Origin of the sequence: Nocardioides sp. LMS-CY, from assembly GCF_018732145.1 — a bacterium.
In the GTDB taxonomy this organism is placed as follows: domain Bacteria; phylum Actinomycetota; class Actinomycetes; order Propionibacteriales; family Nocardioidaceae; genus Nocardioides; species Nocardioides soli.
This window is the reverse complement of sequence record NZ_CP076104.1, coordinates 2,415,790-2,441,908: the sequence shown is the minus strand read 5'-3', so window position 1 is coordinate 2,441,908 and position 26,119 is coordinate 2,415,790. Positions and strand designations below refer to the sequence as shown.

The window sequence follows — 26,119 nt, the reverse complement described above, 5'->3', positions numbered from 1 at the left end:
CGCTCACGCCACCGGTCGGTCCGGGTCGGTGATCCAGTCCGACCAACTGCCCGGGTAGAGCGCCGCCGGAATGCCGGCCACCTCCAGCGCGATGATGTCGTGCACGGCGGTCACGCCCGAGCCACAGTAGACGGCCACCGGCGTCGCGCCCGAGACCCCGGCCGCGGCGTACAGCGCCCGGAGCTCCGCCGCGTCGCGGAAGCGGCCGTCGGCCCGCAGGTTGGTCGTGGTCGGCACGTTGACGGCGCCCGGGATGTGCCCGGCGACCGGGTCGACGGGCTCGGTCTCGCCGCAGTAGCGCTCCGGCGCCCGCGCGTCGACCAGCACCGGTACGCCGAGCACGTCGTCCGCCTCGACGACCGGCAGCTGCCCGGGGCGGGCGGTGAAGTCGCCGCGGCCCGGCAGCAGTCCACCGGTGTGCACCGCACCGCCGGCCGCGACCCAGGCCGGCCAGGCGCCGTCGAGCACCCGGACGTCGCGGTGGCCGTGGTAGCGCAGCAGCCACCACGCGCGCCCCGCGGCCAGGCCGGACCAGTCGTCGTACACGACCACGGGCCGGTCGTCGCGCACGCCGGCCCGGCGCATCGCGGCCTCGAAGTCCTCGGTCGCCGGCAGCGGGTGCCGACCGCCGTCGCCAGGAGGCGCGGCCAGGTCGGCGTCGAGGTCGACGTACGCCGCGCCGGGCAGGTGCCCCTTCTCGTACTCGGCCCGGCCACCGGGCCCGCCCAGCCGGTAGCGGACGTCGAGCACGGTCACGTCGGGCAGCCTCTCGTGGAGCTCGGTGACGGAGATCAGCGGCGAGGTCATGCCACCATCCTGCCAACGCCCGCCCCGGACCGATGAGTCCGGCCCGCGCTCCCGGTCAGGACGGACATGGACACCATCGTCACCCTCGCGCTGCCCACCGCCGACCGCCGGGCGGCGTACGACTTCCACCGTGCCCTCGGGCACGACACCCCCGGCGACCTCGCCGAGGACGGCGTACCGGAACCGCTGCGGGTGGCGCTCAACGCCGGCACGGAGGTCATGTACATCCCGACCGGCGGCTTCGGCTGGGTCACCGCGGGGCGGCCGACCGCCGAGCGAGGTACGACGGAGTGCCTGGTCGGCGTGGCCCTGGCCGGCCGCGCCGAGGTCGACGCGTTCGCCGCCCGGGCCGCGGCCGCCGGGGGCGAGGTGGTCACCGGACCGACGGAGCGACCCTGGGGCATCTACAGCTGCGTGGTGGCGGACCCGGACGGACACCTCTGGGAGGCCGCCGCGCCGCCGGCCTGAGTGCTCGCCGGCGTCGGGTCGTGAAAGGATTGCGCCCCGTGGCTGAACTGCACTTCTTCACCGGCACCATGGACTCCGGCAAGAGCACGCTCGCGCTCCAGACCAACCACAACCACGCCGCCCGCGGCCGGGTCGGGAAGCTGTTCACCACCCACGATCGTGCGGGCGAGGCCACAGTCTCGAGCCGACTCGGCCTGGCCCACGACGCGATGGAGGTCCCGGAGGACTTCGACTTCTGGCGCTACGTCGTCACCACCCTCACCCAGGGCGGCCGGGTCGACTACCTGATCTGCGACGAGGCGCAGTTCTACACCCGCGACCAGGTCGACCAGCTCGCCAAGATCGTCGACGAGCTGCAGATCGACGTGTTCGCGTTCGGCATCCTCACCGACTTCCGCACCCACCTCTTCGAGGGCAGCGCCCGGCTGGTCGAGCTCGCCGACCGGATGAACGTGCTCCAGGTCGAGGCGCTGTGCTGGTGCGGCAAGCGCGCCACGCACAACGCCCGCACCGAGAACGGCGTCATGGTCGTCGAGGGCGAGGTGATCGTCGTCGGCGACGTCGACAAGGCCGACGAGCCACCCGCCGACGTCGCCTACGAGGTGCTCTGCCGCCAGCACCACCGGCGCCGGCTCACCGCCGCCCGCGCGAAGGCGGTCTCGCTCGCCCCCGAGCCGCTCCCCTTCGGCTGACGAGGGCGCGCGACCCTCGGGAGGGTGGTTTCGACAACGGTGGTTGAGGTGCGACGAGCGCCAGCGAGGAGCCTCGAAACCACCACTTCCCCACACGGCGGTTTCGAGACAGGCGCTAGCACGCCTTCCTCAACCACCGAGGCCCCGACAACGGTGGTTGAGGTGCGACGAGCGCCAGCATGAACCGCCCTGAGACCACCACTTCCCCACACGGCGGTTTCGAGACAGGCGCTAGCACGCCTTCCTCAACCACCGAGGCCCCGACAACGGTGGTTGAGGTGCGACGAGCGCCAGCGAGGAGCCTCGAAACCACCACCCGGCCACAGCTCGGCGCGGAACGACCTCAGCTGCGGTCGCCGAGGCGCCGGTAGAGGGCGAGCTCGTCACGGAGCCGGTAGGGCAGCGGCAGCCCGCTGGCGGCGAGCGCGCCGGCGTACTCCTCGAGGGCGGCGATCAGCTCGGCGCGGAGCTGCTGCTCCTCGGCGCGCGTGCCGCGGGCCTGGCGGCTGCGCTGGAGCCGCTCCCGCGCGTGGTTGACCTCGCGCATCCATCGATCGACGCCCTGTCGGTCCGACCCGTCCGACTGGTCCGGGCGACGTACCTGCGACATGCGGCCTCCGACCGTGCCCATCGGCGGGCGCGGGGTGCGGGAAACGCCAGGGACACCGCCGACCCTACGCCCCGGCGCTCAGCCACACCTGGCCGCGACGCCGCGCCACGTCGAACCGTCCCGAAACGCAGCGGTGCCCCGGCCGCATGCGGCCGGGGCACCGAACTGTCGAGGCGGTGGGCCTCAGAGCGCGCGGACGTTCTCCGCCTGCGGGCCCTTCGGGCCCTGGGTGACGTCGAACTCGACCTTCTGGTTCTCGTCCAGGCTCTTGTAGCCCTGCGTCTGGATGGCGGAGAAGTGCACGAACACGTCCGCACCGCCATCGTCCTGGGAGATGAAGCCGAAGCCCTTCTCCGCGTTGAACCACTTCACGGTTCCCTGAGCCATGTGCTGTCCTTCGATAAATCAACGGCGCGGACGCCGTGCCCGCTGCCAGCCGGAGACATCCAGCGGGTGCCTGATGTCCAGCTGTACCGAAGACCAAGAACGACGAAAGATGCGCCGCCGTGTGCGGGCGGCCGGGAGCCCGTGCTCCCTTCCAACGGCGTCACGCTATCACCGCGCTCGCTCCGCGTGGGCATCTGCGTCGTGCCGGCGTCTGCGCCACACTGGGAAGGAGACCCGGAACCCCGAGGAGGTACGACGTGTCGGATGTCGGCTCCGACGATCTGGCCCGGCTGCTGCGGTGGGAGAACGCCGGCGGCGCCTGGCGCGTGCTGCACCGCACCGACGACGAGATCGCCGTGGCGCTGCTGACCTGCGACGGCGGGACCGAGATGGAGCGGCTGACCAGCGGCTCCGCCGACGTGCGTGAGCACGTCGGCGACCGCGACGTCAGCTGAGCAGCACCGGGATCAGCATCTCGTCGGGGGTCAGCGACCCGTGCAGCCCGACGAGCGTGGCCTCGTACGGGAAGTCGGCGGTCGACAGGATCGCGGTGTCGCCGTGGCAGGCGACCACGACGTCGCCCAGCCGCGGCAGCACGCCCGGCAGCACCGGGCCGAACCAGCCGCGTCCGACGGCGTCGGCGCGGGTGAGCACGGTCGCCCGGCCAGCCAGGACCTCCCGCCAGGTCGCGACGACGTCGTCGACGGCGCCGCGGTGGCAGTAGAGGTGCCGGAAGCGCGCCTCCCCGCCGAGCAGGGCGACGCCGTCGCGCAGCTCGGTGCGGTCGTCGACGTCGATCCGGCTCCCGCCCGGGGAGTCGATCATCCCGTGGTCGGCGACGACCAGGAGCCGTACGTCGGACGGGAGCGCCTCGCGCAGCTGCTCGGCCTCCGCGTCGACCATCGAGAGCTGCTGGAGCCAGGGGCTGGAGGCGACGCCGTACCGGTGCCCGGTCCAGTCCAGGTCGCCGTCATAGAGGTAGGTCAGCGAGATGGGCTCGGCCGAGGCGGCGACCGCGGCCGCGATCCGCTCGCCGACCCGGTCGGCGCCGACGTACTCGGCGCCCCGGTGGGCCGCGACGGTGAGCCCGGTGCCGCGGAACTCGCGCTTGTTGACGACGGTCACCGTGGCGCCCCGGGCGCGCAGCCGGGCGAACGCCGTGTCGTGCGGCTGCCACTCGACCGGGTCGACGTCCTTGTCCCAGAAGAGCGCGTTGAGCAGCCGGTCGGTGCCCGGCACGCGGGAGGTGAAGCCGACCAGGCCGTGCGCGCCGGGGGTCAGGCCGGTGCCGAGCGAGGTCAGGCTGGTCGCGGTGGTCGAGGGCACGCCCGCGGTGGCCGGGGTGCTGCCGGCCAGCAGCCCGGCGAGGAACGGCGCCGCGTGCGCATAGCGCTCCAGCAGGCGCGCCCCGAGGCCGTCGACGAGGAAGACGACGTACGCCGCGGCCCCGGGCAGCACCAGCCCGGTCGGTGCGTCGGGGGCGGGCAGGCCGAGGGCCTCGGCGACGGCGGGCACCACGTCGCCGAGCGAGCGCTCGCCGTAAGCCGGTTCGAGGAACTCCCCCACGACGGTGGCTAGCGGGTGTGGGTGCGCGCGGAGAGCGACTCCGCGAAGGCGAGGAGGCCGACCACGGCGTCCGAGCCGTCGGCGGCCGCGGAGACCCGCAGCGAGAAGTCGTCGGAGGCCAGCACGCCGGTGTAGCCGTGGTCGGCGTCGCACTGCGGGTCGCTGCACCCGGCCGGCTCGAGGTCGACGCGGCTGACCCCGCCCCAGCCGATCGTCACGACGGCCTCGGCCGGCGGACGCGGGCCGGCGGTCGGGTTGGCGACCATCCGGGTCACCACGACCGAGCGGACCGACGTCAGCCGGATGGCCTCGGTGGACGTCGAGGTGTAGGGCTCGGGCAGCAGGTCGTCGCCCTCGTGCTCGTCGGTGTGCACCAGGATCAGCCGGCTGGGCGTCAGCACCACGACGGAGAGGTGCCGGCGCACCTCGTCGCGGTCGAAGGTCGGCTCGTGGTGGACGAAGTAGGAGACGATGTCCTCGCCGGCGACCGCCGCGTCCACGGCGTCGACGACGACGTCCGGGTAGTAGCCGGTGCGGTGGATCGCGTCCCTGAGCTCGACGTCACGGTCGCGACCCTCGGTCCTGGTGCTGCGCATGCCTGCAGTGTGTCACGCGGGGAATCGGGCCACCGCGAGGCCTCAGAACGAGTAGTCGAAGGCGGCGAGGTCGGGTGCGAAGACCTCCTCGACGCGCCGCCGCATCTGGTCGGTGAACAGCTCGCGGTAGTCGGGACGGTCCTGGTCGACGTTCTTGCTCTCGAGGCCCTGCCACGGCAGGTCCAGCCGGGCGAACATCGCGCGGACGTCGGCCTCCAGGGTCTCCTGCCGGCCGATCAGGTCGGCCCGTCTGGTCCGCGTGCTGAGGTAGCGCAGCTGCGGCGTGCGCAGCTGGACCCGCTCCTCGGAGCCCGTCAGCACGAAGGTCTCGAGGTCGGCGTAGTCGCGCGCGACGGAGCGGATGAACGGGCTCTTCCGGCCGAACCGGTCCGCCCAGTCGGGCTCCCGCTCGGCACGCTCCCGGAACCGGTCGACCATGCGGTACCAGGAGACCAGGCGGGCGAAGGGGTTGCGCACGAACCCGACGGTCCAGTAGGACCGCAGCCCGGGCTCGGCCCGCAGGATGCCGCCCAGCGTGGCGTGCCGCTTGAGCCCGTCGACGGCGCGCGCGTCCGGGAGCACCTCCCCCAGCCGGTGATCGATCGTCGAGCCGCCCGTCTTCTGCACGTGCACGAAGAGGAACCGGTGAGCGTCGGAGATGACCACGGCCGGGATCCTAATGTGGGATCGGACCGCCGGTGGGTGGATCAGGACGGCAGGGTGTCACCGGCCGGCTGGGAGAGACGCCGGACGAACCAGTCGGAGCGCGGGTCGACCACGGGCTCCACGCGCGCCGCCGCGGTCAGCACCGTCGCCCCCTCGGCTCCGGCCAGCACCAAGGAGAGCTCGAGCGAGCGGACCTGCGGCAGGTCGTTCTGGAGCTGGGCCACCCGCTGGATCAGCCGCTCCACCTCGGCGACGTCGACGACCTCGCTCCCCCGGTAGCCGAACAGCATCGGCGACGACTTGATCTCGCGGACCATCGAGGCCGCGTCGCGGGCCCCGAGCGGCGGGATCCGGTAGGAGCGATCGGCGAGCAGCTCGGTCAGCGGACCGGCGATCCCGAACGACACGACCGGCCCGAAGAGTGGGTCCTCGATGCTGCGGATCGCCACCGGCACGCCGGGCCGCGAGTTCTTCTGCACCACGAAGCCCGCGCGCTCCGGCTCCGAGATCACGCTGCCCAGCGTGTCCCAGGCGTCGACCATCTCGTCGGCGTCGTCGATGTTGCGCCACACGTGGGCCTGGTCGGGTCGCTCGCGCAGGTGCTCGGCGGTCGCCTTGAGCACGACGTCCCAGCCGAGCGCCTTGCCGGCCCGGATCGCGTCGTCCCGAGAGCCGACGGACCGGGTCTGCCACAGCTCGATGTCGTAGGCGGCGAGCAGCTCGGTGAGCGTCTCGAGGTCGAGCTCGGTGCCGTCGGGGTGCTCCGCCAGGATCCGGGTGACCAGGCGCTTCGCGGCGGCCTCGTCGACCTTCTCGGGGTCCGCCGGGGTGCCGTCGGGCGCGCGCAGCCACACGGCGTACTCGACGACGTGGGCGAGCGCGCGCACGGCGGCCTCCACGCCGGGGTACGACGGCACCGAGCCGCGGCCGGCCGTCGAGCCGGCCACGTCGGGCACCCGCAGCAGCTCGGGCACGCCCTCGGCGCCGAGGAACGAGGAGACCAGCGGCTTGTCGGACTGCTCGCCGACCGCGGCCAGCACGTTGGCGACCTCTTCGCCGGAGACGTTGATCGGGGGCACGTAGACCGCGATCACCGAGTCGATCTCGGGGTCGTCGATGGCCAGGTCGAGGGCGTCCTCGAAGTCCTCCGCGCCCGCGTCGGTGCCCAGCGCCGTCGACTTGTTGACCACGAGCCCGACCGCCGCGGCGGCGTCGGCGGCGAGCAGGCCGAGCGCGTCGGAGTTGCCGACGATCGCCACTCGGCGGCCGCGGGGCAGCGGCTGGTGGGCGAGCAGCTGGGCGACGTCGAACATCTCGTCGAGCGTGTCCACCTGGATCACGCCCGCCTGGCGGAACATCGCGTCGACGGCCGCGGGCGGGGCGGCGATCCGGCGTACGGCGTGGCCCATCGGCACGCCCTGGGTGGTCCGCCCGGAGCGGACCGCGATGATCGGCTTGCGCAGCGAGACCCGACGGGCGATGCGGGAGAACTTGCGCGGGTTTCCGATCGACTCCAGGTAGAGCAGCACGACCTCGGTGGAGTCGTCCTCCTCCCAGTACTGGAGCAGGTCGTTGCCCGAGACGTCGGCACGGTTGCCGGCGCTGACGAAGGTGGAGAGTCCGAGGCCCCGGTTGTAGACCTTCTCGAGGATGGCCGTGCCGAGCGCGCCGGACTGGCAGAAGAAGCCGGCGCGGCCGCGGGGCGGCATCAGCGGCGAGAGCGACGCGTTCAGCGAGACCTTGCCGTCGGTGTTGATGATGCCCAGGCAGTTGGGCCCGATCAGGCGCAGGCCGTAGGAGCGGGACAGCCCGACGAGCTTGCGCTGCCGCACCCGGCCCTCCTCGCCGGTCTCGGCGAAGCCCGCCGACACGACGACCAGGCCGTGAACCCCCTTCGCCGCGCAGTCGAGCACGACGTCCTGCACCGACTCGGCCGGCACCGCCACGACCGCGACGTCGACGTCGTCGGGGATGTCGGCGACGGACTTGTACGTCGGGAGGCCCGAGACGGCGTGGGAGGTGGGGTTCACGGCGTACACCCGGCCGGTGAAGTCGCCGGTCACCAGGTTGCGCACCAGCGCCTGGCCGATGGTCTCCTGGCGGCGGCTGGCGCCGATCACCGCGACCGAGCGCGGGTTGAAGAACTTCTCGATGGACGCCGACTCGGCGCGGTGCTCGCGCTCGGACATCAGCCCGATCGCGGTGTCGGTCGGGTCGATCGAGAACTCGAGCTGGAGCACGCCCTCGTCGTACTCGCTCGCCACCTGGTAGCCCGCGTCGCGGAAGGTCTGGATCATCCGGGTGTTGTCGGGCAGCACCTCGGCGACGAACCGCTCCACGCCGCGCTCGCGGCCGGCCTGGGCGAGGTGCTCGAGCAGCAGCTGGCCGATGCCGCGACCCTGGTGCCGGTCCTCCACCAGGAAGGCGACCTCGGCCTCCCCCGGCTTGATCACGTCGTAGCGGCCGACCGCGATGATCAGCCCCTGGAGGGTCAGCACGAACGCCACCCGGTCGACGTTGTCGACGTGGGTGAACCGGTCGATGTCGCGGTCGGAGAGCCGCGGCATCGGCGAGAAGAACCGGTAGTACTTCGACTGGTCCGACACCCGCGCGTAGAACTCGACGAAGACCTCGCGGTCCTCGGGCCGGATCGGGCGGATGTGGGCCGTCCGACCGTCGCGCAGCAGGACGTCGGCCTCCCAGTGCGTCGGTGCGTCGGTGCTGGTCACGCGGTGAAATCTACCGGTCGGCCACACAACGGCGTGCCCCTGCCGCTTCCGTCGGTGGGCCTTGGAAGAATCGTGGCCATGGCGCGGCGTACGACGAAGCAGGACCTCCCTCCCGACGACTTCGAGGAGCACATCCTCGACACCGACATCAAGCAGGAGATGGAGTCGTCGTTCCTCGAGTACGCCTACTCCGTCATCTACTCCCGCGCGCTGCCCGATGCCCGTGACGGGCTGAAGCCGGTGCAGCGCCGGATCCTCTACACGATGAACGACATGGGCCTGCGTCCCGACCGCGGCCACGTCAAGAGCGCGCGCGTCGTCGGCGAGGTCATGGGCCGGCTGCACCCGCACGGCGACGGCGCGATCTACGACGCGCTGGTGCGGATGGCCCAGCCCTGGGCGATGCGGCTGCCGACCGTCGACGGCCACGGGAACTTCGGCTCTCCCGACGACTCTCCGGCTGCGATGCGGTACTGCCTGACCGGAGAGACTCGGGTGCGCATGGCTGACGGCCGCTCCGTGCGCATCGACCACCTCGCCGACATTCCCGAGAACTCCGAGCTGGACGCCGACTACGAGGTCCTCGACAAGGACGGGAAGGCGGTCCGGGTCAGCAAGGTTTTCAACTCGGGCAGGCACCCGGTCAAGAAGCTCACCGCCAAGAGCGGCCACTCGATCCGAGGCAGCCACAACCACCCGGTGCTCTGCCTGATCCCCGTGGCGGGCGTCCCTATGTTCCAGTGGCTCCGCCTCGACGAGATCACGCCGGGCACCGTCGTGTGCCTGGCCCGCAACGCCTGGAGCACCGCCCTCCCCATGGCCTACGAGATGCAACTGGGCACGCTCCTCGGGGGGTGGGCCTCCGAGGGGTTCGCCAGCGACGGGCGGGCCGGGTTCAACAACACCGACCTCGAGTACTTCCACTACGTGCGAGAGGCGTACGACGCGCTCGTCGGTGGGCCGCGCTACGTGTACGACCGGCAGCTGCGCCGCTCGGGCAAGCAGATCTACGAGCTGGACGTCCAGAACCTCGCGGCCTTCGAGAGCAGCCCGCTGGCGCACTTCATCGGTCAGAAGGCGGCCGACAAGACGATCCCCGACGTCATCTGGACCGGTGGACCGGGCGTGAAGCGTGCCTTCCTGATGTCGCTCTTCGAGGGCGACGGCGGAGTGCACGCCGTCGCCAACAACTCGATCACCGTCCAGTACTCGACCTACAGCGAAGAGCTCGCCTCCGGGGTCCAGGAGCTGTTGCTGGAGTTCGGGATCCACAGCAATCTCAGCGTCTACACGCGCGGCGAGTATCGGATCGTCATCTCCGGCCTGCACAACATGCACGCCTTCGCCGAGCGGGTCGGCTTCCTGACCGACAAGCGACGCAAGCTCGAGAACCTGCTCGCTGACGCCCCGCCGAACCGGCACCGGCTGTCGCGTGACTACGCGCCGTACGTCGCGGACTACGTCATGTCCACCTTCCCCCCCGGCAGAGGGACGGGCAAGGACTGGTTCACGAAGAACAACTTCGACCGCATCGAGCGCTGGCAGGCCGACCGCAGCCTCATCGCCACGAAGTTCAAGGACCCGGAGACCTTCGCCGTCGTCGCCTCGATCATGGACTCGGGCTATCGCTTCGTCGAGGTCGCCTCGGTCGAGGACCAGCCGGCGGAGACGGTCTACTCACTCAGGGTCGACAGCGAGGACCACTCGTTCCTCGCCGGCGGATTCGTCAACCACAACACCGAGTGCCGGATGGCGCCCCCGGCCGTGGCGATGACCGCCTCGATCGACGAGGACACCGTCGACTTCAAGCCCAACTACGACAGCCGCGAGCTCGAGCCGGCGGTGCTGCCCGCGGCCATCCCCCACCTGGTGGTCAACGGCACGACCGGCATCGCGGTCGGCATGGCGACCAACTGCGCCCCCCACAACCTCGTCGAGGTCGTGCAAGCGCTGCGGCACCTGATCACCCACCCCCGGGCCGACGTCGACGACCTGATGCGGTTCATCCCCGGCCCCGACCTGCCGACCGGCGGCAAGATCATCGGGCTCGACGGCATTCGCGACGCCTACGAGACCGGCCGCGGCACGTTCCGGATGCGCGCGACCGCCCGGGTCGAGTCGGTCACCAACCGCCGCAAGGGCATCGTGGTGACCGAGCTGCCCTACGGCGTCGGCACCGAGAAGGTCATGGAGCGCATCAAGACGCTGGTCCAGTCCAAGAAGCTCCAGGGCATCTCCGACATCAAGGACCTCACCGACCGCGACCACGGGCTGCGGCTGGTGATCGAGGTCAAGAACGGCTTCGTGCCCGAGGCGCTGCTCGAGCAGCTCTACAAGCAGACCCCGATGGAGGACTCCTTCGGCATCAACGCGGTCGCCCTCGTCGACGGCCAGCCGCGCACGCTCTCGCTCAAGGAGCTGCTGCGGGTCTTCCTCGACCACCGCTTCGAGGTCGTCCGGCGCCGCTCGGTCTTCCGCCGCGGCAAGGCCGCCGACCGCCTGCACTTGGTCGAGGGCCTGCTGATCGCGATCCTCGACATCGACGAGGTGATCCAGCTGATCCGCTCCAGCGACAACGCGGCCGCGGCGAAGGAGCGGCTGATCTCGGTCTTCGAGCTGAGCGAGATCCAGGCCGACTACATCCTCGACATGCCGCTGCGCCGGCTCACGAAGTTCTCCCGCATCGAGCTGGAGAAGGAGCAGGACGAGCTGCGCCGCACGATCGAGGAGCTCGATGCGATCATCGAGGACGAGAAGCTGCGCTGGAAGGTCGTCTCCGACGAGCTCGCCGAGGTCGCGAAGACCTTCGGCACGCCGCGACGCACGGTGCTGCTCGAGTCCGCTGGTACGGCGGTCAGCGCGGCCGCCGTACCCCTCGAGGTGGCCGATGACCCGTGCTTCGTCTACCTCTCCTCCACCGGGCTGCTCGCCCGCACGGCGAACGCCGAGCCGCCCGGCCAGGGCGGCGGTCGCGCCAACCACGACGTCGTCGTCTCGGTGGTCCGCGCGACCGCCCGCGGCGAGATCGGCGGCCTGACCAGCGCCGGCCGGTTGGTGAAGGTCGGCGTCCTCGAGCTGCCGCAGCTGCCCGACACCGCCAACGACCCGCACCTCGCGGGCGGTCTGCCGGTCACCGAGATCCTGCCCCTCGAGCCCGGGGAGCGGCTGCTCGGCCTCTGCACGCTCCGCACCGACGGCCCGGGCCTCGCGCTCGGCACCCGCGACGGCACGGTCAAGCGGGTCAACCCCGAGGTGCTGGGCCGCGACGACTGGGAGGTGATCCGGCTCGCCGAGGGCGACGAGGTCGTCGGCGCGGTCGAGCTGGCCACGGGCGCCGAGACCCTCTGCTTCATCAGTTCCGACGCCCAGCTGCTGCACTTCGGCGCCGACGGGGTCCGGCCGCAGGGCCGCTCCGGTGGCGGCATCGCCGGCATCCGGCTGGCGGCCGACCAGCGGGTGGTGTGGTTCGGCGTCGTCGACCCGGACGCCCCCGAGGGCTCGGTCGTCGTCACCGCCTCCGGCTCCTCCACCGCCCTGCCCGGCACCGAGCCCGGCGCGCTCAAGGTGGCGCCGTTCGCGGAGTACCCGCCCAAGGGCCGGGCCACCGGCGGCGTCCGCTGCCACCGGTTCCTCAAGGGCGAGGACGCCCTGGTCTTCGCCTGGGCCGGCACCGCGCCGGCGCGCGCGGCCGCGGCCAGCGGCGCCCCCGTCGACCTGCCCGCGGCCACCGGCAAGCGCGACGGGTCGGGCACGCCCGGCAGCCAGCCGATCGCCGCGTGCGCCGGGCCGGTCGCGACCCGCGTCCGGGTCGAGAGCGGTGTGGAAGGCTGACCGCGTGCTGATTCATCGACGACTGTCCGCGGCCCTGGTGGCCGGCGTCCTCGCGCTCTCGGTCGCCGCGTGCGGCGGGAGCGACGACAACGGGGGCGGCGGTGACCAGACTCCCGAGGAGGCGCTCGCCGCGGCCAAGCAGACGCTCGACGACACCAGCGGCGTCGAGCTGACGCTCAGCACCAACGACCTCCCCGAGGGCGTCACCGGAGTCGAGAAGGCCGCCGGCGTCGGCACCCATGCGCCGGCGTTCGAGGGCAAGATCACCGTCGTGCTGTCCGGCCAGGCCTTCGAGGTGCCGGTCGTCGCGGTCGACGAGAAGGTCTACGTCCAGCTGCCGCTCACGACCGGATGGCAGGACATCGACCCGGCGGAGTACGGCGCGCCCGACCCCGCCCGGCTGATGAGCCCCGACGCCGGCTTCTCGTCGCTGCTCGACGCCACCACCGACCTCGAGGCCGGCGAGAGCGTCCGCGGCGGCGAGGACAACAAGGAGATCCTCACCGAGTACACGGGCACCGTGTCCGGCGACGTCGTCGAGAACATCATCCCGACCGCCACGGGTGACTTCGACGCGACGTACACGATCACCGACGACGGCGAGCTGCGCAGCGCCGACCTGACCGGTGTCTTCTACGAGGACTCCGACCCGATGACCTACACGGTGACCTTCGACGGCTACGGCACCGAGAAGGACATCACCGCGCCGTGACGGCGCCGTGACCCTGCCATGACAGCCATCACCGGGGCGTCCCGCTGGCTGCTCGGCCTGGCCGCCGTCGCCGTGGCCTTCGCGGCCGCGGACACCTATGTCGTCGTGCTGGCGCTGCCCGACATGATGGCCGGCACGGGCATCCCCGTCGAGCAGCTCCAGCGGGCGGCCCCGATCGTCTCCGGCTTCCTGCTCGGGTACGTCGCGATGCTGCCGCTGATCGGCCACATCGCCGACCTGCGCGGCCGGGTGCCGGTGCTGGTCGCGGCGCTGCTCGTCTTCGCGCTCGGGTCGCTGCTCACCGCGCTCGCCTACGACCTGCCCACGATGGTGGCCGGCCGCTTCCTGCAGGGCGTCGGCGGCGGCGGGCTGGTGCCCGCCACCCTCGCCCTGGTCGCCGACCTCTACCCCGTGGAGCGGCGCGGCGTGCCTCTCGGGCTGGTCTCGGCCGTGCAGGAGATCGGCAGCGTCCTCGGCCCGCTCTTCGGCGCGCTGGTGCTCGCCGTGGCGGACTGGCGCGCGATCTTCCTGATCAACCTCGCCGTCGGGCTCGTCCTCGCGGTCGTCATCAAGCGGTTGGGTGGTTTCGAGACAGGCGCCAGCGCGCCTTCCTCAACCACCGGGCGCTTCGACTGGATCGGGCTCGCCCTCGCGCTGATCACCCTGGTCGCCGGCGCACTCGTCTTCGTCCAGCCCAGCCAGCTGATGCGCGACCTCACCTGGGGCCGGCTGTTCATCCCCTACGCCGGCGACAGCCGGTGGCTGACCCCGCTCGGCCTGGCCACCATCGCGGCGCTGGTGCTGCTCGTCGTGCGCTGCTGCACCGCGCGGCGCCCACTGCTCGACCTGCCCGGCTGGGTCCGCACCGTCCGCGAGGCCGACGTGCTCGGCGCGCTGCTGCTCGCGCTGGCACTGGCCGGCATCGTCCTGGCGTTCGCGACCGCCGACCCGAAGGTGCAGGTCTTCTCCGACCAGGGCGTCTGGTACCTGCTCGCCTCGGCATTCGCCACGGTCGGCTTCGTCGTGCACGTGCGCCGGGTCGAGCGGCCGCTGGTGCCGGCCGGCGCGCTGCGGCGTACCCCGGCGTGGGGCGCGATGCTGGTGAGCCTCTTCATCGGCGCGGCCCTGATCGCGGCACTCATCGACATCCCGCTCTTCGCGCGCACCACCGTCTACCCGGGCTCGCAGCTGATGGCGGCGCTGGTGCTGGTGCGCTTCCTGGTCGCGCTGCCGGTGGGTGCGGTGGTCGGCGGCTACCTGACCCACCGCCTGCCCGCGGGCGTCGTGACGGCCGCCGGGATGGCCCTGGCCGTGGTCGGCTTCCTGTGGATGGCGACGTGGGACCTGGAGTCGCTGGAGAGTCCGGTTGCGACGCTGCCGCTGGTGATCGGCGGCCTCGGCTTCGGCCTCGCGCTCGCGCCGGTCAACGCGGCCGTGCTGGCCAGCACCGACGACGACGTGCACGGCCTCGCGAGCGCGTTCGTGGTGGTCGCGCGGATGGTCGGCATGCTGGTCGGCATCTCGGCGCTCACCACGATCGGGCTGCGCCGCTACTACGCCGAGCAGGCCGACGTACCGCCCGTCCGCGAGGTCTGCGACGGCGCCAGCCGCTGCTCGGACTTCACCCGGCTGCTCAAGCTCGCCGGGATCGCGCAGGAGCAGACCGTGTTCACCGGGGCGGCGATCTGTGCGGTGATCGCGGGCGTGCTCGCGCTGGTGCTCTTCCGCAACGCCCCGACCCGGGCGATCTCGACCGGTGACCTGCTTCGGTCGGCCGGCTGAACCTTCGCTACTGTCCGAGGTTGTGAGCTTCAACGATCTGCTCGAGGCGAACCGGGAGTTCGCCGCCCACTTCGACCTCGCCGGCTTCGACGGCGTCGCCCATGCCGGTGTCGCGATCGTGACCTGCATGGACTCGCGCATCGACCCGCTCGGGATGCTCGGTCTCAAGCCCGGCGACGCCAAGATCTTCCGCAACCCCGGCGGCCGGATCACCCCCCAGGCGCTGGAGGCGCTGGTCCTCGCGGTACACCTGCTGAAGGTCGAGCGGGTGCTGATCGTCCCCCACACCCGCTGCGCCGTCGCCAGCAACACCGAGGCCGAGCTGCGCGCCCAGGTCGCCGCCTCCGCCGGCATCGACGCCTCCTGGCAGCCCTTCTCCGTCATCACCGACCAGGTCGCCGCCCTCGGCGAGGACGTCCAGAAGGTGCACTCCCACCCCCTCGTCCCCGACTCCATCGAGGTCGGCGGCTTCCTCTACGACGTCGACACCGGGCTGCTGGACCAGAAGTACTGACCCGGCCCGACTGCCGGAAACGGGTCAGACGCTGACGGACCCGGCCGATGGGACTCCCGCAACCGACGCGGACGACCAACGGCAGGAGCTCGGCATCGATGGCGGACTACAACCTGGTGACGCACTCCGACATGGTCTCGGCCGGGCGCACCCACTACCGGGGCCAGCCCTCCCGCCCGCCGGAGCACCACTACATCGAGGCCACGATGATCGAGCTCACCACCAACCAGAGCTATGACTTCGTCGGTGTCGTCCCCGCCTGGGGCGACCGTGAGCCGCTCTACATCTTCGCCTCGACCCTCGTGCTGCGCGACCAGGAGGAGAAGCGCCGAGCCGGCGCCTGACCCGGGGGGCGACCGCGCGGAGGGCTCGGCGTACCGACCCGTGGCCGCGTCGAGAAGCGGCCCCGTGTCGACGGTTGACGTGGCACTTTCATAAGTCGTACCTTCTATTTGTTATGACTTATGAAGGTGACGCGGCCTGGGCCGCTCTGGCCGACCGGACCCGCCGGGCGATCGTCCTGGAGCTCTCCGAGGGCGAGCGCACGGTGGGCGAGCTGACCGAGGCGCTGCCGGTGAGCCAGCCGGCGGTCTCGCAGCACCTCAAGGTGCTCCGGGAGATCGGCCTGGTCAGCGCCCGCGCCGAGGGCACCCGGCGCAGATACCGGCTCAACGAGCACGGCGTGGCCGCGCTCCGCGACCAGCTCGACACGTTCTGGCGCAGGACGCTGGCGAACTTCGAGCAGCACATGGACTCGGACCAGGAGGAAGAAGGATGACGAACGAGAACGTGGTACGCCGTGAGGCGGTCGTGAGCGGCACCCCGGAGCGGGCGTTCGCGGTGTTCACCGAGCGGTTCGACGCGATCAAGCCACGAGAGCACAACCTGCTCGGCGCGCCGATCGTGGAGACCGTCCTCGAGCCGCATGCGGGCGGACGGATCGTCGACCGCGCCGAGGACGGCAGCGAGTGCGCGTGGGCGCGGATCCTCGACTACGACCCGCCGAGCCGGATCGTGTTCACCTGGGACATCGGCCCGACCTGGCAGCTGGAGCAGGACCCCGACCACGCCAGCGAGGTCGAGATCCGGTTCGTGGCCGACGGCCCGGACCGGACCCGCGTCGAGCTCGAGCACCGGCACCTCGACCGGCACGGCCCCGGCTGGGAGTCCGTGCGCGACGGGGTCGCGGACGAGCAGGGCTGGCCGGTCTACCTGGCGCGCTACGCCGAGCTGGTCGAGGCGGCCTGACCGCGCACCCGCGTCGACGTGGAGGCGCCGACTACGCGTCCAGTGTCTCCATGTCGACTTCGTAGGCTCCCTGCACGATGAACTCCTTGCGGGGCGCGACCTCGGAGCCCATCAGCAGCTCGAAGATCCCGGCCGCGCTCTCCGCGTCGTCGACGGTCAGCCGTCGCAGCGTGCGGTGCCGCGGGTCCATCGTCGTCTCGGCCAGCTGGTCGGCGTCCATCTCGCCGAGACCCTTGTAGCGCTGCACCGGGTCCTTCCAGCGCACGTTCTTCTTCTTCAGGTCGGCGAGGGTGCGCTGCAGCTCGTCGTCGGAGTAGGTGTAGACGTACTTGTCCATCCCCTTCTTGGGGTTGGCGAGCTCGATCCGGTGCAGCGGGGGTACGGCGGAGTAGATGCGTCCGGCGGCGATCAGGTCGGGCATGTACTTGAAGAACAGCGTCGCCAGCAGGCAGCGGATGTGCGCGCCGTCGGAGTCGGCGTCGGCCATGAAGATGATCCGGCCGTAGCGGCGCGCCTCGAGCTCGAACGTGCGTCCCGAGCCGGCGCCGACGACCTGGATGATCGAGGCGCACTCGGCGTTCTTGAGCATGTCGCCGACCGAGGCCTTCTGGACGTTCAGGATCTTGCCCCGGATCGGCAGCAGCGCCTGGAACTCCGAGTTGCGCGCGAGCTTGGCGGTGCCGAGCGCCGAGTCGCCCTCGACGATGAACAGCTCGGTGCGGTCGTTGTCGGCCGCGCGGCAGTCGGCGAGCTTGGAGGGCAGCGCCGAGGACTCCAGCGCGTTCTTGCGGCGCTGGGTCTCCTTGTGCTGTCGCGCCGCGAGCCGGGTCTTGGCCGCCCCCGCGACCTTCTCCATCACCAGCTTGGCCTGGGCCTTCTCGGCCCGCTTGGTCGACGTCAGGAACTTCTTCAGCTCCGCCGACACGACCCGGCGTACGACGGTGCGCGCCGCCGGCGTGCCGAGGATCTCCTTGGTCTGGCCCTCGAACTGGGGCTCGGCCAGCCGCACGGTGACCACGGCCGTGATGCCCTCGAGCACGTCGTCCTTGATGACGTCGTCGTCGTTGACCTTGAGCACCTTGGCGGCCTTCATCGCGTCGTTGAAGGTCTTGGTGACCGCGCTCTCGAAGCCGCTCACGTGGGTGCCGCCCTTGGGCGTGGCGATGACGTTCACGAACGACCGCAGCACGGTCTCGTAGCCGGTCCCCCACCGCACCGCGACGTCGACGTGCAGCTCGCGCTCGACGTCCTGCGGGGTCATGTGCCCCTTGTCGTCGAGCAGCGGCACGGTCTCGGTGAAGGTGTCGGACCCCTGGAGCCGGACGATGTCGGTCACCGGCTCGTCGGGCGCGAGGAAGTCGGCGAACTCCGCGATGCCCCCGTCGTGGCGGAACTTCTCCTCCCGCGGGCCCCCGTCCGGTCCGGTGCCACGCAGGTCGCGGATCACCAGCTCGAGGCCCGGGACGATGAACGACGTCTGCCGGGCCCGGCCGATCAGCTCGTCGTAGACGAACGAGGCGTCCTTGGTGAAGATCCGCCGGTCCGGCCAGAACCGGATCCGGGTGCCGCTCCTGCCCTTGGCGACCCGCGCGCCCTTGCGGGTCAGACCCGACTTCGGCTCGAACGACGCCTCAGGCCCCTCACCCGAGAAGACCCCGGGTGCACCGTGGCGGAAGGAGAGCCCCTGCTCGGCCGGGGACCGCTGCACATCGATGTCCATGCGCGCCGACAGCGCGTTGACGACGGAGAGTCCGACGCCGTGCAGGCCGCCGGTCGCGACGTACGAGCCGCCCCCGAACTTGCCGCCCGCGTGCAGCTTGGTCGCCACCACCTCGACGCCCGGAAGCCCGGTCTTGGGCTCCTTGTCGGTCGGGATGCCGCGGCCGTCGTCGTGGACCTCGGCCGAGCCGTCGGGGTGCAGGGTGACCTCGACCCGGTGCGCGGCGCCGGCCAGCGCCTCGTCGACCCCGTTGTCGATGATCTCCCACAGGCAGTGCATCAGCCCACGGGTGTCGGTGGACCCGATGTACATGCCCGGACGCTTGCGAACCGCCTCCAGCCCCTCGAGGACGAGGAGGTGTGCTGCGTTGTAGGTGTTGTCGGCGATCGTGGGGCTCCTACGGGGTGGCACTGGGTGGGTACGGGTGGCACGGACTGGACACCCCGAATCTACCCGCGACACGCCGGGCCCCGGTGCAGGCACGCCTGCCGACCCCGGGTCTAGCGTGGGCAGCACTTCCCCGAGCAGCACCAGGCAGCGACCGCACACCAGCAGCACCCGACCGCGGCATGTGGGATCACGTCACGATGTGGACACGATCGGCTCTCGGACGGCCGGTTCCGCAACGGAACGTCGGCCCCGCGCGTCACACTCGACAGCAGGGTTGGACCCGTGAGTGACATTCCCCCACCGACAGCCTCTCAAGGCATGAAAAGCTGCCGATGAGGGAAGACAGAACATGATTGGATTGACCGTGTTACCCGCCACGTGGCGGTCGGACCAGGACGGGAATCTTGGAGCCGGTCGCTACGTTGTGGCAGACACCGAGGCAGTACGAGAAATGAGGCCGATGTGACCACTGCACTTGCCCCCAACGCCGCCGCGCTGAGCGCCGCGGACCGTTGCGACCGTTGCGGAGCCCAGGCCTACCTTCGCGTGGAGCTCCAGTCGGGCGGTGAGCTGCTCTTCTGCGCGCACCACGCCCGCGAGCACGGGGACAAGCTCAAGGAGATCGCCGTCAACGTGATCGACGAGACCCACAAGCTGTCCACCACGCCCGGCAGCGCCCCCGACGGCGAGCGCTGATCAGCCAGACGCCCGACTTCCACCGCGGCCCCGGACCTCGTGTCCGGGGCCGCGGTGCATCTCCGGCTGTGGCAGATTGCCACTCGTGACCGCCACCACCCTGCTCGCCGCCGTGCTGGTGGCGGTCGGCCTGGTCGGCATCCTGGTCCCGATCCTGCCCGGATCGGTGCTGGTCGTCGCCGGCGTGCTGGTCTGGGCCTGGGCCGAGGGCGGTGCCACGGCCTGGACCGTGTTCGCCGCGTCGACCCTGCTGGTGGCCGCCGGCGCCGTGGTCAAGTACGTCGTACCCGGTCGCCGGCTCCAGGTCGCGGGGATCCCGGCCAGCACCCAGTGGGTCGGGGTGCTGCTCGGCGTCGTCGGCTTCTTCGTCGTGCCCGTGATCGGGCTCTTCCTCGGCTTCGTGCTCGGCGTCTACCTGGCCGAGCTCGCGCGGGTCGGCACCCGCGAGGCCTGGCCGTCGACCGTGCACTCGCTCAAGGCGGTCGGTCTCAGCATCGTCATTGAGCTCCTGGCCGCGCTCGGCGCGACCGTGGTCTGGCTCGGCGGGGTGATCGCGACGTGACGGTCCTCCTCTCGCTGCTCGCGGCGGGCACCTACGGACTCGGCGACTTCAACGGCGGCCTCTTCTCCAGGCGCGGCGGCCCCTGGGCGGTCTCCCTGCTCGCCCAGCTCGGTGGGACCGTGCTGGTGCTCGCCGTCGCCCTCCTCGACGGCGGCTCGCCCACCACCGCGGACCTGCTCTGGGCGGCGCTGGCCGGAGTGGGCAACGGCTTCGGCACGGCGTTCCTCTACCGAGGGCTGTCGTCTGGCCGGATGGGAGTGGTGGCGCCGGTCTCGGGTGTCGGTGCGGTGCTGGTGCCGGTGGCGGTCGGCCTCGCCACCGGCGAGCGGCCGGGGTCCCTGGTCTGGCTCGGGGTCGTCGCCGCGCTGCCGGCGATCTGGCTGGTCTCGCGCGAGCCGGCCGACGGCCCACCGATCGGCCCCGGGTCGGGGCTCGTCGACGGGGTGCTGGCCGGGCTCGGCTTCGGGGCGCTCTTCGCCGCGCTCGCGCAGGTGCCGGAGCAGGCCGGCTGGCTGCCGCTGGCGGTCAACCAGTTCGTCGGCGGGGTCCTCATCATCGTGGTCGCGCTGCTCCTCCGGCAGGACTGGGTGCCCCGCAACCGGTATGCGCTCGGCGGCCTGATCAGCGGCGCACTCGGCGCGCTCGCGACCGGCCTCTTCCAGGTCGCCACCCAGCAGGGCTACCTCACGGTGGCCGCGGTCATCGCCTCGCTCTATCCCGCGTTCACGGTGCTGCTGGCGGCGACCGTGCTGCGTGAGCACGTGCACCGCACCCAGGCGGTCGGGCTGGTGCTGTGCGCCGGGGCGGTGGTGCTGGTGGCCGCCGGGTAGCCGCTACTCGCCGTCCTCGTGGGCGCCGCGCCGGAGACGGGCATGCTCGGCCGAGGCCGAGGCGCGGATCACCCGAATTCGAAGTAGCTGCTCACCGGCTTGTCCTCCCAGCTGGTGAAGCACCCGAGTGGCCCGCTCATGAACTCGCTGGTCCAGTAGCCGCGGCCCTTGCTGCCCTTGTCGTTGTCGAAGTAGATCTTGAGGAAGTAGTCGTGTCCGTTCTGGACGCTGCTCTTCGCCACGGTGCCGACCGAGTCGACCTTGAACGTTCGCTTCAGCTTGATGCTGACCTCCCCGGCGGTCTGCCAGTCCTCGCAAAGGTAGTCCAGGCCGGAGATCTTGACGTTCTTCACCTTCACGGCCTCGCCCTTCTTGACGACGACCTTGAAGGTGACCCGAAGGTTGGCGTCCTCCTCGCCGGTGGCCCGCACCCGGTGGCCGCCCGCGGCCTGGGCCGGGGCGGCCACGGCCCCCACGAGACCGAGCGCCGCGATCGCCGCCGCCAGCTTGTTGACCACGCCCACGAGAGTGCCCCCCGGTTCCGCCGGGCTGCGCGCGCCGGCTCGGGTCGAGCGTACCCATCAGCCGCGCCCCTGTCCGGGCATCTGCCCGGACGTCTGACCCAGCTCGCGTGCGGCCGCTCAGGAGCTGCGGACCCAGCGGGTCCAGGACCTCGGCTCGCCCAGCCAGTCCAGGACCGGGTGAGAGGGGTCGAAGTCGTCGCGCATCTTCACGCCTATCCGCACCCGGCCGGGCTCGCCGAGGCAACTACGCACGGCGTCGAACGCCAGCCGGTCGCCCGCGAACCCGAGCCGCACCCGGTGCGGGCAGGTCAGCGGCGCGCCGACCGGGTGGCCGCGCCGGATCCGCAGCAGCTGGTAGTCGGTGCCGTCCTGGAGGCCCGTGGTGAGACCGAAGTCGGCGCCGCGACGGTCCTTGCGGGTGTCGATGAAGATCGTCAGGCCGGCGGCCCCGCCCTCGGAGCGGCGGCGCAGGTCGGTGAAGCCGACGACCACCCGCAACTTCGCCGGGGTGTGCTTGATGGCGACGGTGCGGATGTCGGTCAGCGACGCGGTGGCGTCGGCGGGGTCGTCGTACGTCGCCTCCGCGGCGCCCGCCGGCGCCGCGGGCAGCCCGGGAACCACGGCCGCGGCCAGCAGGCCCGCCGCGACGGCGGACCTCCGGAGCGGCCGGGCGGGTCGCATCAGTCCAGGTAGTCGCGCAGCACCTGGGAACGCGACGGGTGCCGCAGCTTCGACATCGTCTTGGACTCGATCTGGCGGATCCGCTCCCGCGTCACACCGTAGACCTTGCCGATCTCGTCGAGGGTCTTCGGCTGGCCGTCGGTGAGGCCGAAGCGCATGCTCACCACGCCCGCCTCGCGCTCGGAGAGCGTGTCAAGGACGGCGTGCAGCTGCTCCTGGAGCAAGGTGAAGCTGACCGCGTCGGCCGGGACGATCGCCTCGGAGTCCTCGATCAGGTCACCGAACTCGGAGTCGCCGTCCTCACCGAGCGGGGTGTGCAGCGAGATCGGCTCGCGGCCGTACTTCTGGACCTCGATGACCTTCTCGGGGGTCATGTCGAGCTCCTTGGCGAGCTCCTCCGGCGTGGGCTCGCGGCCCAGGTCCTGGAGCATCTGGCGCTGCACCCGGGCCAGCTTGTTGATGACCTCGACCATGTGCACCGGGATCCGGATGGTGCGGGCCTGGTCGGCCATGGCGCGGGTGATCGCCTGCCGGATCCACCAGGTGGCGTACGTCGAGAACTTGTAGCCCTTGGTGTAGTCGAACTTCTCGACCGCACGGATCAGGCCGAGGTTGCCCTCCTGGATCAGGTCGAGGAAGAGCATGCCGCGGCCGGTGTAGCGCTTGGCCAGCGAGACGACGAGTCGGAGGTTGGCCTCGAGCAGGTGGTTCTTCGCGCGGCGGCCGTCCTCGGCGATCCACTCGAGCTCCTCGAGCGTCTTCGGCGCGATCTTGCCGCCCTTGGCGAGCTTCTCCTCCGCGAACAGGCCGGCCTCGATCCGCTTGGCGAGCTCGACCTCCATCTCGGCGTTCAGCAGCGGCACCTTGCCGATCTGCTTGAGGTAGTCCTTCACCGGGTCGGCGGTCGCGCCGGCGACCATGACCTGCTGCTCGGGCTCGTCGGTGTCGTCGGCCGCGGAGACGACGAACGACGCCTCCTTCTCGTCCTCCTGGATGGAGGGGTCGGTCGCGACGTCCTTCTCGAACTGCTCGTCGGAGATGTCGGGGAGGACCTTCTTGCCGTCGGGGCCGACCACGACCTCCTCGGTCTTGGCCTCGCCCTCGTCGGGCTTCTTCGCGGCGGCGGCCTTCTTCGCCGGGGCTGCGGCCTTCTTGGCCGGAGCGGGCTTCTTCGCCGGCGGGGCGGCCTTGGCCGTCGTCGTCTTGCGCGTCGACGTGGCGGCCACCGCCCGGGTCGTGGCGACCGGCAGGTGCACGGAGATGCCCAGCGAGCTCAGGTGGCCGAGCAGGGCCTTGAGGTGACGCGGCTCGACAGCGGCGTCCTCACTGGCCTGCCGGACCTCCTCCGGCGTGAGGGTGCGGGTCGGCCCGGCCCGCTCGATCAGGGCCACGACGGCAGGGTGCGACAGCACCTCGGCAGGGAGCAACTTGCGCGCGTTCGAGGACACGAACACCTCTCGTGAAACGACGGTCCAACCAGATCAAGGGCGCGGCCCATCCCGGTGTCGTCAAGAGCCGCGCCGCCCATTCTGCCACGCGCTCCCAGCGATTCGGGCAATCCCCCACCTGCCGGTGGGCCGCGCCGCGGACGAGGGCGCCCGAGCACCCAGCGCGGACCGGCCGTTCAGCAGGTGGAGCTGGGCTCCATGACCGCGGCTTCCGGGCCGGCGTTCGGAGCCGATCGGCCCGTCGGGAGCGGGAACTCGGCCAGCACGGTCGTCCCCGGTCCGGCGGGGTCGATCCAGACCCGAGCCGCGCCGTACTGGTGCAGCACGGCCTCGGTGCGCGTCAGGAGCGCATCCAGCAACGAGAGGGGTAGGCCCGAGGAGACGGTGAGGACGTGGACTGCGGGCAACTCTCGCACCTTCCATGGCTCCGCCGGCGTCCCCGAGCGGGGCCACACCGGCGGTACGGCGGCCCGTCCGCGAGACCCGCGAATCCGACAACGAACGACCATAAACGTTCACGCGCGCACGGCCGAGCGGGCGTCCCCGACATGAGGTAAATCGGCCTGTCGTCGCGGCCAATCCGGTACATGCCCGCGGCGGGTCCGCTCTGATGGAGCCCTGGGCCCGTCTGACAGGGCAGGCGGCCCGGACGGCTGGCGGGTGAGCGCCAGGATCGTGATGTGGGGGATGACAGATGGACGTTGTGCAACTCGTAGATCAGTCGGCGGCGACCGCGCTCCAGCACGCGTCGGCGCTGCAGGACCACCTCCGCTCCGTGGACCGGACGGGCAACCCCGTCATCCACGAGTGCCGGGCGGAGATGCACCGGCTCGTCGGCGACATCGTGTCGCTGCGCAACGCGGCCGAACTGCTGAAGCGCCAGAGCGAGCTCGACGCCTGAGCGCCGGCCGCGACGTCAGCGCACCGTCAGCGCGACGTCAGCGCGCCGTCGCGGCCTTGGCGGCCGCCTTCTTCTGCTTCTTGTAGTCGCGCACCTTCTGCAGCGAGTCGGTGTCGACCACGTCGGCCACCGAGCGGTAGCCCTCCTCGGCGTACGCGCCGACAGCGACCTCCCAACCGGCCGGGCGGACGTCGAGCTGCTTGGCCAGCAGGGCGACGAAGATCTGCGCCTTCTGCTTGCCGAAGCCCGGCATCTCCATGACCCGCTTGAGCAGGTCCTTGCCGTCGGCCGCCTCGGTCCAGATCCGCTCGGCGTGCCCGTCGTACCTCTCCTCGACCAGCGCGGCGAGCGCCTGGAGGCGGGCGGCCATCGAGCCCGGGAACCGGTGGATCGCCGGCGGGGTCGAGCACAGCGCCGCGAACTCCTCCGGGTCGGCTGCGGCGATCCGGGCCGGCTCGAGGCTGCCGAACCGGTCGAGCACCTTCGCGGGACCGCGGAAGGCGTGCTCCATGGGGTACTGCTGGTCGAGCATCATGCCGACCACCAGCGCGAACGGGTCGTCGGTCAGGACCTGGTCGGCGTGGTCGTCACCGGTGATGTGGATCGTGGCCATGTCCCCATCTTGCCCGAGGTCGGCCGCCGGGACGTCATACGTTGCGAGCAAGGGGACACACTGTCCGTATGACGTCCCGCGGCCGGGCGGGGCCCGGGTGCTTCGTGGGTGTCGTTCGGGAGAGGTGTGGTCAGGGTCAGGCCAGGCTGAGGAAGAGCTTCTCCATCTTCTTGACGTCGACGGATCCGGGGCCGTCGCCGGCGGCGATGCACTGCTGGAGGCCGGTGGCGACGATCTGGAAGCCGGCGCGCTCGAGCGCCTTGAGGACCGCCGACAGCTGGGTCAGCACGTCCTCACACTCGGCGCCCTCCTCCAGCATCGCGATCACCTTGCCGAGGTGGCCGTGCGCCCGCTTGGCGCGGTTGACGATGGCCTGGAGCTCACCGGGATCGAGCTGCATCACGCCTCCCGGACATCGGGGACGTCGAGGACGTCGAGCCTGTCGAGGGCGTCGCGCAGCCGGGTGCGGGCCTCGGCGGCCACCGACGCGACGACCGGTCCGGACTCCAGACGGGCCATCGCGTCCGGGTCGATCGCCTCGACGACCGTCGTGCCGTCCCCCGCGTCGCGGACGACGACGTTGCACGGCAGTAGGGCGGCGATCGAGGGCGCCGCGGTGAGGGCGCGGTGCGCCAGCTCGGGACGGCACGCCCCCAGGATCACCTGGGCGGGCACGTCGACGTCCAGCTTCGCCTTCATCGTGGCCCGGACGTCGACCTCGGTCAGCACGCCGAACCCCTGCTCGGCGAGCGCGTTACGCACGCGGGCGACGGCATCGTCGTACGGCAACGAGGTCCGGATCCGCATCGTGTAGCGGTCGGGGGCCTGCTCGAGGGTGCTCATGGGTTCCTCCCGGGTGGTGTTCCTGTGTCATCATATCCCCCCGGGGGGATAACCCCACGGGGGGATATCTCAAAGCCCGGCCCGGGCTCGATCACGAACAGGAGACGCCATGTGCCAACCGACCCGATGCCGCACCTGCGGACGGACGACCTGGCGCGGTTGCGGCCGCCACGTCGCCGAGGTCCGGGCCGCCGTGCCCGCGGACCAGTGGTGCCCGGGCCACCCGGACGCGCCGCGCCGGGGCATCGCGGCGTGGTTCTCGCGCCGCTGAGCGGGCACCTCGGGACAGTGGACGGCTCCGCT

At 71.5% G+C, this 26,119-nt stretch carries 29 protein-coding genes and 3 pseudogenes; 17 read left to right on the top strand and 15 right to left on the bottom strand.

Annotated features, from left to right (window positions below):
- Window positions 1-3 precede the first annotated feature (3 nt).
- Window positions 4-807, bottom strand: a complete 804-nt coding sequence (locus tag KM427_RS11815; protein ID WP_215527300.1) for a sulfurtransferase — start codon at window positions 805-807, stop codon at window positions 4-6.
- A gap of 66 nt (window positions 808-873) precedes the next feature.
- Between KM427_RS11815 and KM427_RS11810 the strand changes: the two genes are divergently transcribed.
- Together KM427_RS11810 and KM427_RS11805 are read left to right on the top strand one after the other, a co-directional pair.
- Window positions 874-1,275 carry a VOC family protein gene (locus tag KM427_RS11810; protein WP_215527299.1) on the top strand — a complete coding sequence of 134 codons (402 nt, stop codon included), beginning with the start codon at window positions 874-876 and terminating at the stop codon, window positions 1,273-1,275.
- 38 nt (window positions 1,276-1,313) lie between these two features.
- Window positions 1,314-1,967, top strand: a complete 654-nt coding sequence (locus KM427_RS11805) for a thymidine kinase (protein WP_183594849.1) — start codon at window positions 1,314-1,316, stop codon at window positions 1,965-1,967.
- Window positions 1,968-2,310: 343 nt separating this feature from the next.
- On the opposite strand, the gene KM427_RS11800 is transcribed toward KM427_RS11805, so the two are convergent.
- Both KM427_RS11800 and cspE read right to left on the bottom strand, forming a co-directional pair.
- On the bottom strand, window positions 2,311-2,577 hold the full coding sequence (locus tag KM427_RS11800; protein WP_183594848.1) for a hypothetical protein: 267 nt from the start codon (window positions 2,575-2,577) through the stop codon (window positions 2,311-2,313).
- Window positions 2,578-2,760: 183 nt separating this feature from the next.
- Window positions 2,761-2,964, bottom strand: a complete 204-nt coding sequence (cspE, locus tag KM427_RS11795) for a transcription antiterminator/RNA stability regulator CspE (RefSeq protein ID WP_183594847.1) — start codon at window positions 2,962-2,964, stop codon at window positions 2,761-2,763.
- Between the two features lie 257 nt (window positions 2,965-3,221).
- On the opposite strand from cspE, the gene KM427_RS11790 reads away from it, so the two are divergent.
- Window positions 3,222-3,419: a hypothetical protein gene (locus tag KM427_RS11790; protein ID WP_183594846.1), complete on the top strand. Its 198-nt coding sequence runs from the start codon at window positions 3,222-3,224 to the stop codon at window positions 3,417-3,419.
- On the opposite strand, the gene KM427_RS11785 is transcribed toward KM427_RS11790, so the two are convergent.
- The 4 genes from KM427_RS11785 to KM427_RS11770 are packed head-to-tail and all read right to left on the bottom strand — an operon-like array spanning window position 3,412 to window position 8,521.
- Window positions 3,412-4,530, bottom strand: coding sequence for an alkaline phosphatase family protein (locus KM427_RS11785; RefSeq protein ID WP_215527298.1), 1,119 nt, complete (start codon window positions 4,528-4,530; stop codon window positions 3,412-3,414). The two genes, KM427_RS11790 and KM427_RS11785, sit on opposite strands and share 8 nt — an antisense overlap.
- A gap of 8 nt (window positions 4,531-4,538) precedes the next feature.
- Window positions 4,539-5,126, bottom strand: coding sequence for a DUF5998 family protein (locus tag KM427_RS11780; RefSeq protein WP_183594844.1), 588 nt, complete (start codon window positions 5,124-5,126; stop codon window positions 4,539-4,541).
- Between the two features lie 42 nt (window positions 5,127-5,168).
- Window positions 5,169-5,792, bottom strand: coding sequence for a sulfotransferase family 2 domain-containing protein (locus KM427_RS11775; protein WP_215527297.1), 624 nt, complete (start codon window positions 5,790-5,792; stop codon window positions 5,169-5,171).
- A gap of 41 nt (window positions 5,793-5,833) precedes the next feature.
- Window positions 5,834-8,521, bottom strand: a complete 2,688-nt coding sequence (locus KM427_RS11770; RefSeq protein WP_183594842.1) for a bifunctional acetate--CoA ligase family protein/GNAT family N-acetyltransferase — start codon at window positions 8,519-8,521, stop codon at window positions 5,834-5,836.
- A gap of 78 nt (window positions 8,522-8,599) precedes the next feature.
- On the opposite strand from KM427_RS11770, the pseudogene KM427_RS25920 reads away from it, so the two are divergent.
- The 9 genes and pseudogenes from KM427_RS25920 to KM427_RS11735 form a co-directional block, all read left to right on the top strand.
- Window positions 8,600-9,166, top strand: a pseudogene (locus KM427_RS25920) (DNA gyrase subunit A); the annotation flags it as partial.
- Window positions 9,167-9,253: 87 nt separating this feature from the next.
- Window positions 9,254-9,820 (top strand): annotated as a pseudogene (locus KM427_RS25915) (LAGLIDADG family homing endonuclease); the annotation flags it as partial.
- 414 nt (window positions 9,821-10,234) lie between these two features.
- A pseudogene (locus KM427_RS25910) lies at window positions 10,235-12,352 on the top strand (DNA gyrase/topoisomerase IV subunit A); the annotation flags it as partial.
- A 4-nt stretch (window positions 12,353-12,356) separates the two neighbouring features.
- Complete coding sequence (locus tag KM427_RS11760; protein WP_215527295.1) at window positions 12,357-13,064, top strand: LppX_LprAFG lipoprotein; 708 nt, start codon at window positions 12,357-12,359, stop codon at window positions 13,062-13,064.
- A gap of 18 nt (window positions 13,065-13,082) precedes the next feature.
- Entirely contained in the window at window positions 13,083-14,846 is a 1,764-nt protein-coding gene (locus KM427_RS11755) for an MFS transporter (protein WP_215527294.1), read from the top strand.
- A gap of 22 nt (window positions 14,847-14,868) precedes the next feature.
- Entirely contained in the window at window positions 14,869-15,360 is a 492-nt protein-coding gene (locus KM427_RS11750) for a beta-class carbonic anhydrase (RefSeq protein ID WP_252275300.1), read from the top strand.
- A 98-nt stretch (window positions 15,361-15,458) separates the two neighbouring features.
- Window positions 15,459-15,704 (top strand): hypothetical protein, encoded by a 246-nt coding sequence (locus tag KM427_RS11745; RefSeq protein WP_183594838.1) that lies wholly within the window; start codon window positions 15,459-15,461, stop codon window positions 15,702-15,704.
- A gap of 113 nt (window positions 15,705-15,817) precedes the next feature.
- The gene (locus KM427_RS11740) at window positions 15,818-16,138 is read left to right on the top strand and encodes an ArsR/SmtB family transcription factor (protein ID WP_183594837.1); all 321 of its coding nucleotides are present in this window, start codon (window positions 15,818-15,820) and stop codon (window positions 16,136-16,138) included.
- Complete coding sequence (locus tag KM427_RS11735; RefSeq protein WP_183594836.1) at window positions 16,135-16,608, top strand: SRPBCC family protein; 474 nt, start codon at window positions 16,135-16,137, stop codon at window positions 16,606-16,608. The genes KM427_RS11740 and KM427_RS11735 overlap by 4 nt, the downstream gene beginning before the upstream one ends.
- 31 nt (window positions 16,609-16,639) lie before the next feature.
- Here KM427_RS11735 and KM427_RS11730 read toward each other — a convergent pair whose 3' ends face one another.
- Window positions 16,640-18,739, bottom strand: a complete 2,100-nt coding sequence (locus KM427_RS11730) for a DNA gyrase/topoisomerase IV subunit B (RefSeq protein WP_215527293.1) — start codon at window positions 18,737-18,739, stop codon at window positions 16,640-16,642.
- A gap of 441 nt (window positions 18,740-19,180) precedes the next feature.
- Between KM427_RS11730 and KM427_RS11725 the strand changes: the two genes are divergently transcribed.
- The 3 genes from KM427_RS11725 to KM427_RS11715 all read left to right on the top strand — a co-directional run bounded on the left by KM427_RS11725 (window position 19,181) and on the right by KM427_RS11715 (window position 20,806).
- Window positions 19,181-19,414, top strand: coding sequence for a DUF7455 domain-containing protein (locus KM427_RS11725; RefSeq protein WP_183590253.1), 234 nt, complete (start codon window positions 19,181-19,183; stop codon window positions 19,412-19,414).
- Between the two features lie 85 nt (window positions 19,415-19,499).
- Window positions 19,500-19,976, top strand: coding sequence for a DUF456 domain-containing protein (locus tag KM427_RS11720; protein WP_183590255.1), 477 nt, complete (start codon window positions 19,500-19,502; stop codon window positions 19,974-19,976).
- Window positions 19,973-20,806 carry an EamA family transporter gene (locus KM427_RS11715; protein WP_183590257.1) on the top strand — a complete coding sequence of 278 codons (834 nt, stop codon included), beginning with the start codon at window positions 19,973-19,975 and terminating at the stop codon, window positions 20,804-20,806. The genes KM427_RS11720 and KM427_RS11715 overlap by 4 nt, the downstream gene beginning before the upstream one ends.
- Before the next feature lie 68 nt (window positions 20,807-20,874).
- On the opposite strand, the gene KM427_RS11710 is transcribed toward KM427_RS11715, so the two are convergent.
- The 4 genes from KM427_RS11710 to KM427_RS11695 form a co-directional block, all read right to left on the bottom strand.
- Window positions 20,875-21,324, bottom strand: a complete 450-nt coding sequence (locus tag KM427_RS11710) for a hypothetical protein (RefSeq protein ID WP_215527292.1) — start codon at window positions 21,322-21,324, stop codon at window positions 20,875-20,877.
- A gap of 123 nt (window positions 21,325-21,447) precedes the next feature.
- Window positions 21,448-22,011: a hypothetical protein gene (locus tag KM427_RS11705; protein WP_183590261.1), complete on the bottom strand. Its 564-nt coding sequence runs from the start codon at window positions 22,009-22,011 to the stop codon at window positions 21,448-21,450.
- Window positions 22,011-23,465, bottom strand: coding sequence for an RNA polymerase sigma factor (locus KM427_RS11700; protein ID WP_215527291.1), 1,455 nt, complete (start codon window positions 23,463-23,465; stop codon window positions 22,011-22,013). Before KM427_RS11700 ends, KM427_RS11705 begins: the two co-directional genes overlap by 1 nt.
- 170 nt (window positions 23,466-23,635) lie before the next feature.
- On the bottom strand, window positions 23,636-23,866 hold the full coding sequence (locus KM427_RS11695) for a hypothetical protein (protein WP_183590265.1): 231 nt from the start codon (window positions 23,864-23,866) through the stop codon (window positions 23,636-23,638).
- 287 nt (window positions 23,867-24,153) lie between these two features.
- Between KM427_RS11695 and KM427_RS11690 the strand changes: the two genes are divergently transcribed.
- Window positions 24,154-24,360, top strand: a complete 207-nt coding sequence (locus KM427_RS11690; RefSeq protein ID WP_183590267.1) for a hypothetical protein — start codon at window positions 24,154-24,156, stop codon at window positions 24,358-24,360.
- A 37-nt stretch (window positions 24,361-24,397) separates the two neighbouring features.
- Here the strand turns inward: KM427_RS11690 and KM427_RS11685 are convergent, their stop codons facing one another.
- The 3 genes from KM427_RS11685 to KM427_RS11675 form a co-directional block, all read right to left on the bottom strand.
- Window positions 24,398-24,973: an HhH-GPD-type base excision DNA repair protein gene (locus KM427_RS11685; protein ID WP_215527290.1), complete on the bottom strand. Its 576-nt coding sequence runs from the start codon at window positions 24,971-24,973 to the stop codon at window positions 24,398-24,400.
- Window positions 24,974-25,109: 136 nt separating this feature from the next.
- On the bottom strand, window positions 25,110-25,373 hold the full coding sequence (locus tag KM427_RS11680; RefSeq protein ID WP_183590270.1) for a metal-sensitive transcriptional regulator: 264 nt from the start codon (window positions 25,371-25,373) through the stop codon (window positions 25,110-25,112).
- On the bottom strand, window positions 25,373-25,816 hold the full coding sequence (locus KM427_RS11675; RefSeq protein WP_215527289.1) for a DUF302 domain-containing protein: 444 nt from the start codon (window positions 25,814-25,816) through the stop codon (window positions 25,373-25,375). Before KM427_RS11675 ends, KM427_RS11680 begins: the two co-directional genes overlap by 1 nt.
- Window positions 25,817-25,925: 109 nt before the next feature.
- Here KM427_RS11675 and KM427_RS25905 point away from each other — a divergent pair, with 109 nt between their 5' ends.
- The gene (locus KM427_RS25905; RefSeq protein ID WP_502887156.1) at window positions 25,926-26,087 is read left to right on the top strand and encodes a DUF8730 family Cys-rich protein; all 162 of its coding nucleotides are present in this window, start codon (window positions 25,926-25,928) and stop codon (window positions 26,085-26,087) included.
- Window positions 26,088-26,119: the final 32 nt, after the last annotated feature.

Coding starts and splice junctions, on each gene's coding strand:
- KM427_RS11815 (WP_215527300.1), bottom strand. CDS start 807: ATGACCTCGCCGCTGATCTCCGTCACCGAGCTCCACGAGAGGCTGCCC.
- KM427_RS11810 (WP_215527299.1), top strand. CDS start 874: ATGGACACCATCGTCACCCTCGCGCTGCCCACCGCCGACCGCCGGGCG.
- KM427_RS11800 (WP_183594848.1), bottom strand. CDS start 2,577: ATGTCGCAGGTACGTCGCCCGGACCAGTCGGACGGGTCGGACCGACAG.
- cspE (WP_183594847.1), bottom strand. CDS start 2,964: ATGGCTCAGGGAACCGTGAAGTGGTTCAACGCGGAGAAGGGCTTCGGC.
- KM427_RS11780 (WP_183594844.1), bottom strand. CDS start 5,126: ATGCGCAGCACCAGGACCGAGGGTCGCGACCGTGACGTCGAGCTCAGG.
- KM427_RS11755 (WP_215527294.1), top strand. CDS start 13,083: ATGACAGCCATCACCGGGGCGTCCCGCTGGCTGCTCGGCCTGGCCGCC.
- KM427_RS11745 (WP_183594838.1), top strand. CDS start 15,459: ATGGCGGACTACAACCTGGTGACGCACTCCGACATGGTCTCGGCCGGG.
- KM427_RS11740 (WP_183594837.1), top strand. CDS start 15,818: ATGACTTATGAAGGTGACGCGGCCTGGGCCGCTCTGGCCGACCGGACC.
- KM427_RS11735 (WP_183594836.1), top strand. CDS start 16,135: ATGACGAACGAGAACGTGGTACGCCGTGAGGCGGTCGTGAGCGGCACC.
- KM427_RS11705 (WP_183590261.1), bottom strand. CDS start 22,011: ATGCGACCCGCCCGGCCGCTCCGGAGGTCCGCCGTCGCGGCGGGCCTG.
- KM427_RS11690 (WP_183590267.1), top strand. CDS start 24,154: ATGGACGTTGTGCAACTCGTAGATCAGTCGGCGGCGACCGCGCTCCAG.
- KM427_RS11685 (WP_215527290.1), bottom strand. CDS start 24,973: ATGGCCACGATCCACATCACCGGTGACGACCACGCCGACCAGGTCCTG.
- KM427_RS11680 (WP_183590270.1), bottom strand. CDS start 25,373: ATGCAGCTCGATCCCGGTGAGCTCCAGGCCATCGTCAACCGCGCCAAG.
- KM427_RS11675 (WP_215527289.1), bottom strand. CDS start 25,816: ATGAGCACCCTCGAGCAGGCCCCCGACCGCTACACGATGCGGATCCGG.
- KM427_RS25905 (WP_502887156.1), top strand. CDS start 25,926: ATGTGCCAACCGACCCGATGCCGCACCTGCGGACGGACGACCTGGCGC.